Here is a 12,783-nt window from a genome sequence, read left to right as displayed (position 1 = left end):
GGGCGCATGACTTATTCGAGGATGATCACCGGCATGCCCACTTCCAGGCGGCCCACGCCATCGTTGACCAGGTTCTGGCCAAAAATCGCGCCGTCCTCCGTCTTGCGGTAGGCCTCCAGCGTCACAAAAGGCTCACGGTCGGCGCTGCGCTCGCCGGTGTGCGGATCGATGGTGGTGAGAATGCAGCGTGAGCAGGGTTTGACTGCGCGAAACTCCACATCACCGATGCGCAAGCGTTTCCAGCCGTCTTCGGCGAAGGCTTCGCTGCCCTCGATCACAAGATTGGGGCGAAAGCGCAGCATGTCCATGGGACGGCCGACTTTCTGCGAGAGGTCGTCGAGGGACGCTTGCCCGATCACCAGCAACGGATAACCGTCGGCAAACGCTACCTGGTCATCATCGCGGCCGTAACCCGCTTGGGTGGTGCGGGCACGTTCCAGGGGGATCTGCACCAGCCGCGTGGGCTTGCCGATAAAGTCGCTGACCCAGGCGGCAGCTTCGTCGCCGGCGTCCGGCACACGCAAGGTGTCACGCCAGATGGTCACGCCGCGCAACTCGGCCTCGTTGCCGGGCAGCGCCACGTCCAGCGGCGCGTAGCCAGGCGAACTGAGGGTCAGGCCACCGCTGCTGTTCCACAGCGCCGACAGTTGGCTCATCTTCGCCACCGCGCGCTGGGTGAGAAAACGCCCACTGGCCTCGTCCACCAGCATCCAGCGTCGATCCCCGTCCAACCCGAGTTTATCCAGGCCGATCTGTTGCAGGATTTCTCCCCTGCCGGACTTCAAGGGATAACGGTACAACGCGCTGAGACGGAGCATGGGCCTGCATTCCTGAGGGGCAAAGCCGTCACCCTAAGGTCAAGCGGACGCTTCGTCCAGCATCAGGCGCTGGCGTACCACATCCACCAGCTTGTCCGGCTGGAACTTGGACAGGAAGTTGTCGCACCCGACCTTCTTCACCATTGAGTCGTTGAAGCTGCCCGACAGCGAGGTATGCAGCACCACGTAGAGCTTGCGCAGGCGCGGGTCATTGCGGATTTCGGTGGTGAGGCGGTAGCCGTCCATTTCGGGCATTTCGGCGTCGGTGAAGATCATCAGCAGCTTGTCGGTCATGACATGGCCGGCGTCAGCCCAGGCCTTGAGCATGTTCAGCGCCTTGAGGCCGTCGCTGGCGATGTGCATCTTCACGCCCAGTTGGCCGAGGGTGTCGCGCAATTGCGACAGGGCCACGTTGGAGTCGTCCACCAGCAGCACTTCGCGGCCACGGGCGCGTTCCAGCACCGGGTCGTCGAGTTTTTCGCGGGAGACCTTGGCGTTGTATGGCACGATCTCGGCGAGGACTTTTTCCACATCGATGATTTCCACCAACTGGTCATCAACCTTGCTGATGGCGGTGAGGTAATGCTGGCGCCCGGCGCTGGTCGGCGGCGGCAGGATGGCTTCCCAGTTCATGTTGACGATGCGGTCCACGCCGCCTACCAGGAACGCCTGCACCGAGCGATTGTATTCGGTGACGATGATGGTGCTGTTCGGCCCGGGTACCAGCGGGCGCATGCCAATGGCCTGGGACAAGTCGATCACCGGCAGGGTCTGGCCCCGCAGGTTGACCACGCCGCACACGAAGGGGTGACGCTGGGGCATCAGGGTCAGCTTGGGCAACTGCAAGACTTCCTGCACCTTGAACACGTTGATGGCGAACAGTTGCCGCCCGGCCAGGCGAAACATGAGGATCTCCAGGCGATTCTCACCCACCAGTTGCGTGCGTTGGTCTACCGTGTCGAGAATGCCGGCCATTAAGAGCTCCTGGTGTGCGCTGGAAAGTAATGCGCGAAGTGTTTGTGCAGTTAGCCTGTTATCGGCCGCAAGCGTCGGACCTTGACCCCGGTAAAATGCCACGTAAATTCATTGATGTCACACTGACATCATGCTTTACTGCCGAGGCCTGTTCATAGGCGGTACAGCAACGTTGCGCGACACTCAAATCGACGCAAGGTTCCGCCATGTAAGGGATTCCCCTATGCACAATCAGGCCCAACCTGATATTCGCAATATCTAATAGCCATTAATGTGACGCCATTCTCATTGCATGAATGGAGTCAGGCTTTTGTTTGCCATCCCAAGCCCTCGCCCCATGGGTCTTCCAGACGTTCACGTCGCGGCAACTGAAGGTGTGCAATCGAGCCCACTCATGGGGGCTACGCACAGCCGTCGCCGCCATTCAAATAAACGTCCTACTGAAAACTCAGAAGCAACCTACATATCCCCGTTACCTTTCAGCGGTAGTTTTACGCCATTCACCCGGTGCGACTTCTCATCACCCGACCTTATGTTGTGGAGACTTGCATGATGAACGACGGTAACGAGTGGCAGATTGCACTTCCTGAGTTCCTGAGCGAGGCTGAAAAACTGCTGACCAAGTCGGAAGAATGCCTGAGCCACCTGCATTTGATCCGCAACGACAGTGACGCCATCGACTGCATGAAAATCAGCCTGATCAAGCTTGCCGAAAAAGCCGATTGCCTGGCCCTGCAAGCGATCAGCGAGTTCTCGCGGCATATCCAGGACGTGATAGCCAACGCCGAAAACCCTTTGCAGTTACATGATCAAGCCCTGGAGGCCCTGCATGACTGCTTGACGTTGCTGGCCTGGCAGCTGGAACTGATCGATGCAAAAACTGGCCAACTGACCATGGATAAAGAAGAACAGACCAAGTTGATTGACACGGTCACCTTACAAATTCCGCAAAAGGTTTTCAGTTACAAGCCGCAACAACGTATGCATCATTTGTCTTGAGGCGTTATCAGGTCGCATTCAAGCACAGGGTTATCTAAAAACGACGGTTCCAACTAACCCGCTGAAACAGAATGGCGCACACTAATATCAATGAGCCATTAACGATACAAACCCTTTAAAATAATACAACCTCACTTCATCAACTCTGGGATTATCATTCCCCGAGTTTTTGCGCGTTTAAATAGGCCCGCCAGGCAAGGCACCTGGCGACCAACGGTAAGAGTGGTGGTACTATGCCCCCGCTTGAAGTGACTCAACTTCAACCTGCTTGAAAACGATTCAAGAACGTATTCCAAACAGAGCCCGGTCAGTCGCGACCGGTCTTTTCGCAGCGAACCTTATTGGCTCCATCCGCTATGCATGCCAGCCTCAAGACATTCATCGCAAGGTCCGCGTCCCGCAGTCACGCACGCCGTTTGATCCTCGCCCTGTGCCTTGGCTCGCTACTGCTGAGTCTGTGGGCCTACAGCCGCTCTGCGCCGCTGCCACTGATGGTGCTGCTGCTCAACCTGGCCACGTTGGTGGTGGTTGGCCTGCAACAGTGGCGCTCGCGTAAATCCATCAAGTTCCAGCCCCAGGAGCTGGCCGATCGCCTGTTGCAGGTGCAGGAAAACGAACGTCATCGCCTCAGCCGCGAACTGCATGACGATATCGGCCAACTGCTGACCGCCGCCAAGCTGCAAAGCGAATGGCTCAAGCGCCGCCTGCCGGATGAGCTGCAAAGCCAGTGCACTGTCCTGTGCAACACCTTGAATGAGACCCTGGCCAAGGTGCGCGACGTGTCCGCCATCCTCAATCCCCGGCAGCTCGCCAGCCTGGGCCTGGAAGCCAGCCTGCGCGCGCACCTGCTCAAGACCCTGGAAAACACCCCCGTGCACTGGAGCCTTGAATGCCAGCAACGGCTGACCGGCATTCCTGAAGAAATGGCCGTGGCGGCCTTTCGTATTACCCAGGAAGCCGTGACCAATATGCTGCGCCACGCCCAGGCGCACAATCTGCTGGTGCGCCTGCAACGCCTGCCCGAGGGCCTGTCGCTGACCATCTGCGATGACGGCCAAGGCTTTTCGCCCGCCATCAACCCCGGCCTGGAAGGTCAACGGGGCATGGCCGGCATGTCCGAGCGCATTGATCAGCTTGGCGGTTCATTATCCGTCAGCAGCCAACCAGGCAACGGGACACGGATCGAAGCGCTTTTCCCCTGGGCGCCCCGCGTCCTCGAACGGGCCAGCGCCCCTAAGGTTATCGAGTGAGCTGTACATTACTCCTGGTGGATGACCATGCACTGATCAGGGCCGGCGTACGTGCGCTGGTCCAGGATATTCCCGGCTACACGGTGATCGGCGAAGCCAGCGATGGCGCGCAGTTGTTGGAGCAGTTCAACGCCTTGCTGCCGGATATCGTGCTGTTGGACCTGTCGATGAAGCACACCAGTGGCCTGGACGCTCTGCAGCAACTCAAGCGCGTGCACCCCAAGAGCAAGGTGCTGATCCTGTCGATGCACACCGACCCGGAGCTGATCATGTGCGCGCTGGAGGCGGGCGCCCACGGCTACCTGCTCAAGGACACCACCGCCAACGAGTTGGAGCACGCGCTGCTGGCCTTGCGCAATAACGAGCGCTACCTGAGCCCCGCGATCGCCCATACCGTGATCAACCAGGCCCTGGTGCGCAGCCAGGGGCCCGCCACGCCCGCCGGCCACAGCCATAACCTCACGGCCCGCCAATTGGAAATCCTGCGCCTGATCGTGCGCGGCAAATCCACCCGCGAGATCGCCCACGGCCTGGGCCTGAGCATCAAGACCGTAGAAGCCCACCGCTCGCAAATCATGAAGCGCCTGCAGATATTCGACGTGGCGGGCCTGGTGTTATTTGCCGTGCGCGAGCAGATCATCAGCCTGGACGACTAGGGGCGAACCCACCGGCAGATGCACGCGCAGGGCCTTGGGCAAGGCCTCGAAGTGCAGGTCGTCACCTTCCAGCGGCTCGCCATCAAGGTTGATGTACAAACCCTGTGCGACCTTGATGTTCACCCACGGCAGGCGTGCCCGCACGAACATCGCGTCCAGCTCCCAACCGTTGCCCATCAGCTCGCGCAAGGTGCCGACCACTTCCTGGGGCGCCGGCAGGATGCTGACATCGAGCAAGCCATCGTCGGCCAATGCGCCAGGGCACAGCACATGCCCACCGCCCGCCTGGCGACCGTTACCGATGCCCAGCGCTAGCAGCTCGCCTTTCCAGTGGAAATCCGGCCCGTCAAGTTCGGCATAGGCGGCCTTCAACTCGCTGAAGCGCGTCAGGCCGGTGAACAGGTAGGCGGCACCACCGAGGACTTTCTTCAGGTCTTCGGAGGTATTGGCGGTGACCTGGCTGCCGAAGCCGCCGGTGGCCATATTGAGGAAGATCTGCCCGCCGACCTGGCCGAGGTCGATCGCACGGGGCGGCACATCCAGCAACGCCAGCGCCTGGGCGGGCTCCAACGACACGCCGGCAGCCTTGGCGAAATCATTGGCGGTCCCCAGGGGCATCAGCACCAGGCTGGCGTCGCCCTTGGCCTGGGCCATGGCCTCGGCCACATCGCGCAAGGTACCGTCACCGCCACCGGCAATGATGTGGGTGTAACCACCCTCCAGGGCCTCCTTGACCAGGCGCTGGGCATCACCGCCCTCCCAGGTCACCCGCACCGCCAGCTCCCAACCCTGCTCGCGCCGGGCCAGCACGGCGCTGCGCACGTCCTCGTTGAGGGCTTGCTTGCCGTGGAGGATCAACAGTGCCTTGGGTGTGGTCATGGATGGCTTACTCCTGCATTCAAAGGTGCTTGAAGGATGTGGACCTTGGGCGACCGAAAAAAAGCCATGAATATTGAAAATTAATCCCGCGACTGATTAGAAGTTATCCATCGCGCTGCACATCGACAGCTTGCCCTTGGACGCAGGCTCCACAGCGACCCATTGCTTGGCGCCCGCCGGCAGTTCATGCAACTGGATCGAACAATTGGCATACATGGACGCCTGCACCATGTAATCCACCCCGGGCCGAGGCACGAAGGCCATGCTGGCGGAGCATTGCCGGGAATACTGCAATTGCCCCAGGTAATGAAAGGCGATCGGCTTGTTCGCCGGCACCACCAATTCCGACGACACCGCAGCCGCCCACGAATAAATCGGACCAGGCATGCCCAGGCTTTCACCGTTGTGATCGGGGAAGCCCGCTTTCGTCGAGGCCATCACCCCAGCGCCCGGCACGTTCCAGTCCAGGCAATCACGCCCCGGCACAGCGCGCACCAGACCATCGGTGATCAACCGCACGCGGGCGGTCTCGCCTGTCTGCGGTGCAACGTAGCCGGTGGACAGGGAACGGATATTCGCCACCTGGCCGCAGCCTGTCAGCAGCACCAGCAGCGCCACGGGAACCACACGTAAAAGGCTCATCAGCAGTCAACTCGCAGAGGAATAAAGGGCCGCTTACGGTTGACGGCAATTCTGGTTGACCGACAGCTCTGGCGCCGGTTCGTACTTCACCTGCTGCAAGCCATCAGCGCCCTGGAAGATGAAGTATTTGATCCGGCAGTCCTTGAACATCGGCGAGTAACCCTCAGCCCGGAAGCCTTGGCCATCGACCTGCTTGGTCACAGCGTTGTTGCGGCTGACCACCGCGAGCACCTGGGCGTAACTCTGGCCCATCTTCACCCCCGGCTCGCCGGTGACCGTCATCGACGAGGCGCAACCGCCCAGCCCTGCCACCGCCAATGCCAGCGCGACGCCGTACAGTCCATTGCGTAGATCGTTCATGCCTTGCTTCCTTTTAGTGTTGGATCAGCGGCGACCTTCGCACACAGGTGATTCGCCGATACGGCCTTCCTTGCACAGGTCCAGGTTATCCCTGCGCGTGAAGCCCGCATCTTTCATGCAGTAGAACCGCGTCAGGACCACATCAATTGGCGACGTGTCTCCCGCCCCATCAAGATTGGTATACCCGCAGGCACGCATGGCATCGTCGACCCCCTGCTGCGACACACCGCTTTTTTTCTATTGGGTATAGTCCCCTGGCGGAGGCTGAAAGCCCCTGCCCGTGCAGCCAATCAATAACACCGCGTAAACACTCAGCAGCAGGCTCTTCCTGAACATCGTGCTCTTCCTCAGGGTTTGCGTAGATCGTTCACGCGCCAGCACGTCCCTGGCATTGCCCATGGCCCAACGTCAGGTTAATGCCGCTGGCACGGACGCAACGTCCTTGCACCGGATCATCGACAGGATTCATTGGACATCTTCGGCCTGATTGCCACTGAGCACTACGCGGTCGATCTTGAAGCACGGCGTTTGATTGCGCGGTAAGCGCGGAGGTGGCGACGCAAGACGGCAGCAAAACAGAGGGTTTTGCTCGAGAGGGGGATCAACAGACATTTCGCATCCTTGTGAGTGAAACTTCCTACATGCGCAGGTTGGTCATCACAAAGACGTAAAAGTGCCATGGACAAACATGGCACTGTGACACATTCGACACAATCAGCCGCAGCCGACACCCTCGATTTTCAAGCCTGAAGGCTCTAGCTCAGGGCACAGAGAGGTTTTGCACGGTATACACGGCGCAATCAGCTTTTGTGTAATTTACTCATCAACTGGGCCTCAGCCTGGGTCAAGCCACAGGACTGGGTCAGTTCATCCACCGTCGCGCCCATGCCCACCAGCTTCGCCGCCTGGGCAAATGACAGGCTGGAAGGATCACGCTGCTCGATCTGCGCCAGCTTGTCCGGCAACGGCGCGAGAATGGCGCGCAGTTCATGCACCTCGTCCCCGACCCTCACCGCACTCTGCTGGAAGTGATCAACCCGCTTGACCAACTCCAGCACTCGCCGATCACGCACCGCATCGCGCTCGGCCTGCTGCATCGCCAATTCCCGCTGCTGGCTCATATAGCGCAGCAGAAAACCCAGGGTCCCGGCCCACAACAGGGCCAGGACAATCACCGCGACCTCAAGGAACAATCAGATGCTCTCCAGTTCCGACCATTCTTCTTCGCTCATCATTTTGTCCAGCTCAACCAGAATCAACAGTTCGTTGTTCTTGTTGCACACACCCTGGATGAACTTGGCCGATTCCTCGTTGCCCACGTTCGGCGCGGTTTCCACTTCCGATTGGCGCAGGTAGACCACTTCCGCGACGCTGTCGACCATGATCCCGACCACTTGCTTGTCGGCTTCGATGATGACGATGCGCGTGTTGTCGCTGACTTCGACCGTGTCCAGGCCAAAACGCTGGCGGGTGTCGATCACCGTCACCACGTTGCCGCGCAGGTTGATGATGCCCAGCACATAGCTTGGCGCACCGGGAACCGGAGCGATCTCGGTGTAGCGCAGCACTTCCTGCACGCGCATCACGTTAATACCGTAGGTTTCGTTGTCCAGTTTGAAGGTAACCCATTGCAGGATCGGATCATCCAAACCTTGTGCGGACGCTGACTTGTTCATATCTCTGACCCCTTCAAATGCCGATGTAGGCGGCGTGTGTACTTCTTTTGGCCGCACGCGCGTGCGGCCCTTATTGTCCAATCAACTGCGTTTGTTCACCGGCATCGCTTTAACGGCACCGCTGGCGATCAACTCGGCCAGTTCGGCAACGTCCAGCAATGCGCACATGTGTTCGATCACGGTACCTGCCAGCCAAGGCCGCTGGCCCCGGTGGCTGCGCCATTTGATTTCATTCGGGTCCAGGCGCAGCGAGCGGCTGACTTGATGCACCGCCAGCCCCCATTCGTAGCCCTGCACCGAGATCACGTATTGCAAGCCTTGGCGGAAGTCATCGCGGTAGCGGTCGGGCATCACCCAGCGCGCGGTGTCCAGCACCTTAAGGTTACCGGCCTGGCTCGGCAGGATGCCCAGGAACCACTCCGGCTGCCCGAACAACGGCGTCAGTTCCTGGCCTTCCAGGGAATAGATCGAGCCCAGGCACACCAGCGGCACCGCCAGGGTCAACCCGGCGACGTCAAACAGCAAACATTCGAACGGCTCGGCAGCCCAGGCCGGGCGATCATCGCCGCTCACCGGCGGTGGCGTGATGCTCGGCGGCAGATGCACTTCCACGACCGGCTCGACCACCACAGGCGCGACGGGCGTGACCACCGGGACGACAACCGGCACGCTCACAGGCGCAACGAGTGCATCACGGGCCTGTTCTTCCAATACAGCCAACTGGAACTCATCCAGGCTGCTCGACGACGGCACTTCGACCACCGGCTCCAGCACCAGGATCGGTTCCGGCAATTCTTCCGCGGTCGCGTCCTGCAGCAAGGCATCCAGGTAGGATTCCAGTGCCAGTTGCGGGCGGGTCTTGACCTTGAATTCGACGGGACGGTTCATCATCAGGCCACCTGCGCCACAAGCTGCTGGGACAGCAGGTGCTTGAGCAATGCACGGTAAGCCAGCACGCCACGGCTTTTACCGTCGAACTGCGACGGCGTGAGCCCGGCACGGCTGGCATCACGCAGGCGCGTGTCCACCGGGATGTAGCCATTCCAGATGGTCTCCGGGTAGGCGTCGCGCAGTACGCGCAAGGTGCCCAGGGACGCCTGGGTGCGGCGGTCGAACAGTGTGGGCACGATGCTGTAGGGCAGCGCCTGTTTGCGCGAACGGTTGATCATCGCCAGGGTGCTGACCATACGCTCCAGGCCTTTGACCGCCAGGTGCTCGGTCTGCACCGGGATCACCAGTTGCTGGCTGGCCGCCAAGGCGTTGACCATCAGCACGCCGAGCAACGGCGGGCTGTCGATGATGGCGTAGTCGAAGTCCTGCCACAGTTGCGCCAGGGTCTTGGCAATCACCAGGCCGAGGCCGCTCTGCCCCGGCGACTGGCGCTCCAGGGTGGCCAGCGCGGTACTGGACGGCAGCAGGGAAATGCTTTCGTTACTGGTGGGCAACAGCAATTGCCCGGGCAGGTCGGCCGGTACGTTGCCTTTGTGCAGGAACAGGTCGTAGTTGCTGTGCTCCAGCGCATCCGGGTCGTAGCCGAAATAGCTGGTCATCGAGCCGTGGGGGTCGAGGTCGACCACGACCACACGCTTGCCCGCCTCGGCCAGCAAGCCGGCTAAAGCGATGGAGGTGGTGGTCTTGCCGACTCCACCTTTTTGATTGGCAACTGCCCAGACTCTCATTCGGATGGTTCCTCCCGGTGGGCACACGCGCGACCGAGACATTGCATAAGGTTATTGAGCCGGCGACGGAGAATTGACGGCACTCTGCTGAACCGGCGGCTTTGCAGGGGCCGGTGCAGTTTGTGTGCCAGCGCGCTTCAAGGCCGCATCCGGTGTTGCATTGGCGGTACCGGTACCGGTCAGGCTACGGCGCACCTCCAGGTTTCGGGACACCACCAAGACCACCCGACGGTTGCGTGCGCGGCCTTCGAGCGTGGCGTTATTGGCCACGGGCTGGAACTCGCCATACCCCACCGACGCCAGGCGCCCAGGGTTCACGCCCTGCATCGCGAGCATGCGTACGATGCTCGCGGCACGGGCCGATGACAGCTCCCAGTTGGTCGGGTACTGAGCATTACTGATCGGCACATTGTCGGTAAAGCCTTCAACGTGGATCGGGTTTTCAAACGGTTTGAGGATCGCCGCGACCTTGTCGATGATGGTGAACGCCTGGTCGCTGGGCAACGCATCGGCACTGGCGAACAGCAGGCTGGAATTGAGTTCGATCTCTACCCACAACTCATTGCCGCGCACGGTCATCTGGTTGGAACTGATCAGGTCGCCAAACGCGGCACTGATGTCATCGGCGATGCTTTTCAGCGGATCACTGGTGCCGCCCACGCCGGCAGCGGTTTCGTCGCTGTCGTTGACCAGAGGCTTGGCCGGGGTCACGGTCTTGGGCCGCTCTTCGCCGATGGGGATCGGCTTGAGCGAGCGGTCGGCGTCATTGAACACACCGATCAGCGCCTGGGAAATGACCTTGTACTTGCCTTCGTTGATCGACGAGATGGAATACATCACCACGAAAAAGGCGAACAGCAAGGTGATGAAGTCCGCGTAGGACACCAGCCACCGCTCGTGGTTGACGTGTTCTTCAGGCTCGCGACGGCGACGGCTCATTGGCAATACTCCCCATCAATCCATGAAGCCCTGGAGCTTCAATTCGATGGAGCGCGGGTTCTCGCCCTCGGCAATCGACAGGATGCCTTCAAGCAGCATCTCGCGGTAACGGGACTGGCGCATGGCGATCGACTTGAGCTTGCTGGCCACCGGCAACAGCACCAGGTTGGCACTGGCCACCCCGTAGATCGTCGCGACGAACGCCACGGCAATGCCGCTGCCCAGTTGCGACGGATCGGCCAGGTTGCCCATCACATGGATCAGGCCCATCACCGCACCGATGATGCCGATGGTCGGCGCGTAGCCGCCCATGCTTTCAAATACTTTGGCGGCGTTGATGTCGCGGCTTTCCTGGGTGTAGAAATCCACTTCGAGAATGCTGCGGATCGCTTCCGGCTCGGCGCCGTCCACCAGCAATTGCAGGCCTTTGCGCGAGTAGCTGTCGGGTTCGGCATCGGCCACGCCCTCAAGGCCCAGCAGGCCCTCCTTGCGCGCGGTGAGGCTCCAGTTGACCACACGATCGATGCCACCGGCCAAGTCGACACGCGGCGGAAAAATGATCCAGATGAGGATTTGCATTGCACGCTTGAACGAACTCATCGGTGACTGCAGCAACGCGGCGCCCACCGTGCCGCCAATCACGATCAGCGCCGCCGGGCCATTGGCCAGGGCGCCAAGGTGACCGCCTTCGAGGTAGTTGCCGCCAATAATGGCGACAAACGCCAGGATGATGCCGATCAGGCTCAATACATCCATCAGAGGCAGGCCTCCACCAGATGCTTGCCGATGTCGTCCAGGCTGTAGACGGCGTCGGCCAGGTCAGCCTTGACGATGGCCATGGGCATGCCATAGATCACGCAGCTGGCTTCGTCCTGTGCCCAGATCGCACTGCCGCCCTGCTTGAGCAGGCGCGCGCCTTCACGGCCATCGGCGCCCATGCCGGTGAGCACCACCGCCAGAACTTTGTCGCCGTAGGACTTGGCCGCCGAACCGAAGGTGATGTCCACGCACGGCTTGTAGTTGAGGCGCTCATCGCCCGGCAGGATTTTGATCGCGCCACGGGCATCGACCATCATCTGCTTGCCGCCTGGGGCCAGCAACGCCAGGCCAGGACGCAGGATGTCGCCATCCTCGGCTTCCTTGACGCTGATGCGGCACAGCTTGTCCAGGCGCTCGGCGAAGGCTTTGGTAAACGCAGCGGGCATGTGCTGGATCAATACGATCGGCGCCGGGAAGTTGGCCGGCAATTGGGTCAACACGCGCTGCAAGGCTACCGGGCCGCCGGTGGAGGTGCCGATGGCGACCAGTTTATAAGCCTTGCGCTTGGGCGCAGGCGACTGGGCAGCCGCCGGTGCCGACGTGCGCACCGGCGGCACGGCAGGCCGTGCAACCGGCGCAGACGCCGGGCGACTGAACGAGGAACTGGTCGGCGCAGCCACCGGTGCCGGCGCAGGGGCTGGCGCGCTGAACAGGCTGCGGCGGTTGCTGCGGGAAATACTGTGGACTTTCTCGCACAGCAGTTGCTTGACCTTCTCGGGATTACGCGAGATGTCTTCGAAATTCTTCGGCAGGAAGTCCACCGCACCCGCATCCAACGCGTCGAGGGTCACTCGGGCGCCTTCGTGGGTCAGCGAGGAGAACATCAATACCGGGGTCGGGCAGCGTTGCATGATATGCCGAACTGCCGTGATGCCATCCATCATCGGCATCTCGTAGTCCATGGTGATCACGTCCGGCTTCAACGCAATGGCTTGATCAATCGCCTCTTTGCCGTTGGTGGCCGTGCCGACCACCTGGATGCTTGGATCGGCGGAAAGAATTTCCGAGACGCGGCGGCGGAAGAAACCCGAATCGTCCACCACCAGGACCTTGACTGCCATAAACACTCCGTTAGGTGGGGTGGGCAATAC

At 60.9% G+C, this 12,783-nt stretch carries 15 protein-coding genes and 1 pseudogene; 3 read left to right on the top strand and 13 right to left on the bottom strand.

The genetic code is table 11. From position 1 onward, the window contains the following. Positions 1-11 precede the first annotated feature (11 nt). Positions 12-818 carry an MOSC domain-containing protein gene (locus HCF10_RS24835; RefSeq protein WP_167656607.1) on the bottom strand — a complete coding sequence of 269 codons (807 nt, stop codon included), beginning with the start codon at positions 816-818 and terminating at the stop codon, positions 12-14. Between the two features lie 39 nt (positions 819-857). Then, positions 858-1,793 carry a chemotaxis protein CheV gene (locus tag HCF10_RS24830; RefSeq protein ID WP_027603884.1) on the bottom strand — a complete coding sequence of 312 codons (936 nt, stop codon included), beginning with the start codon at positions 1,791-1,793 and terminating at the stop codon, positions 858-860. A gap of 549 nt (positions 1,794-2,342) precedes the next feature. Between HCF10_RS24830 and HCF10_RS24825 the strand changes: the two genes are divergently transcribed. The 3 genes from HCF10_RS24825 to HCF10_RS24815 all read left to right on the top strand — a co-directional run bounded on the left by HCF10_RS24825 (position 2,343) and on the right by HCF10_RS24815 (position 4,698). Then, on the top strand, positions 2,343-2,792 hold the full coding sequence (locus tag HCF10_RS24825) for a hypothetical protein (protein WP_205885872.1): 450 nt from the start codon (positions 2,343-2,345) through the stop codon (positions 2,790-2,792). 356 nt (positions 2,793-3,148) lie between these two features. Beyond that, complete coding sequence (locus tag HCF10_RS24820; protein WP_131698734.1) at positions 3,149-4,042, top strand: sensor histidine kinase; 894 nt, start codon at positions 3,149-3,151, stop codon at positions 4,040-4,042. Beyond that, a complete protein-coding gene (locus tag HCF10_RS24815) occupies positions 4,039-4,698 on the top strand; it encodes a response regulator transcription factor (protein WP_131698552.1) in 660 nt (219 codons plus the stop codon). The genes HCF10_RS24820 and HCF10_RS24815 overlap by 4 nt, the downstream gene beginning before the upstream one ends. Here the strand turns inward: HCF10_RS24815 and yegS are convergent. The 11 genes and pseudogenes from yegS to HCF10_RS24760 all read right to left on the bottom strand — a co-directional run bounded on the left by yegS (position 4,657) and on the right by HCF10_RS24760 (position 12,753). Beyond that, complete coding sequence (gene yegS, locus HCF10_RS24810; RefSeq protein WP_131698553.1) at positions 4,657-5,577, bottom strand: lipid kinase YegS; 921 nt, start codon at positions 5,575-5,577, stop codon at positions 4,657-4,659. The two genes, HCF10_RS24815 and yegS, sit on opposite strands and share 42 nt — an antisense overlap. Before the next feature lie 96 nt (positions 5,578-5,673). After that, positions 5,674-6,219, bottom strand: coding sequence for a hypothetical protein (locus HCF10_RS24805; RefSeq protein WP_131698554.1), 546 nt, complete (start codon positions 6,217-6,219; stop codon positions 5,674-5,676). Positions 6,220-6,252: 33 nt separating this feature from the next. After that, positions 6,253-6,579: a hypothetical protein gene (locus HCF10_RS24800; RefSeq protein ID WP_065940546.1), complete on the bottom strand. Its 327-nt coding sequence runs from the start codon at positions 6,577-6,579 to the stop codon at positions 6,253-6,255. Positions 6,580-6,603: 24 nt separating this feature from the next. Then, positions 6,604-6,915, bottom strand: a pseudogene (locus HCF10_RS31550) (hypothetical protein). A gap of 464 nt (positions 6,916-7,379) precedes the next feature. Further along, entirely contained in the window at positions 7,380-7,772 is a 393-nt protein-coding gene (locus HCF10_RS24790; RefSeq protein WP_131698556.1) for a DUF2802 domain-containing protein, read from the bottom strand. Then, positions 7,773-8,255 (bottom strand): chemotaxis protein CheW, encoded by a 483-nt coding sequence (locus HCF10_RS24785; protein WP_005790025.1) that lies wholly within the window; start codon positions 8,253-8,255, stop codon positions 7,773-7,775. Positions 8,256-8,336: 81 nt separating this feature from the next. Next, entirely contained in the window at positions 8,337-9,143 is an 807-nt protein-coding gene (locus HCF10_RS24780) for a CheW domain-containing protein (protein ID WP_167656606.1), read from the bottom strand. Between the two features lie 2 nt (positions 9,144-9,145). Beyond that, complete coding sequence (locus HCF10_RS24775) at positions 9,146-9,934, bottom strand: ParA family protein (protein WP_065924144.1); 789 nt, start codon at positions 9,932-9,934, stop codon at positions 9,146-9,148. A gap of 51 nt (positions 9,935-9,985) precedes the next feature. Then, positions 9,986-10,873: a flagellar motor protein MotD gene (gene motD, locus HCF10_RS24770; RefSeq protein ID WP_131698558.1), complete on the bottom strand. Its 888-nt coding sequence runs from the start codon at positions 10,871-10,873 to the stop codon at positions 9,986-9,988. Between the two features lie 15 nt (positions 10,874-10,888). Further along, positions 10,889-11,629, bottom strand: a complete 741-nt coding sequence (locus tag HCF10_RS24765; RefSeq protein WP_027603872.1) for a flagellar motor protein — start codon at positions 11,627-11,629, stop codon at positions 10,889-10,891. After that, positions 11,629-12,753, bottom strand: a complete 1,125-nt coding sequence (locus HCF10_RS24760; RefSeq protein ID WP_167656605.1) for a protein-glutamate methylesterase/protein-glutamine glutaminase — start codon at positions 12,751-12,753, stop codon at positions 11,629-11,631. The genes HCF10_RS24765 and HCF10_RS24760 overlap by 1 nt, the downstream gene beginning before the upstream one ends. Positions 12,754-12,783 lie beyond the last annotated feature (30 nt).

The organism is Pseudomonas sp. B14(2022), from assembly GCF_012030485.1.
Taxonomy (GTDB): Bacteria; Pseudomonadota; Gammaproteobacteria; order Pseudomonadales; family Pseudomonadaceae; genus Aquipseudomonas.
The sequence above is the reverse complement of the archived record's forward strand: the minus strand, read 5'-3'. Positions and strand labels throughout refer to the sequence as shown.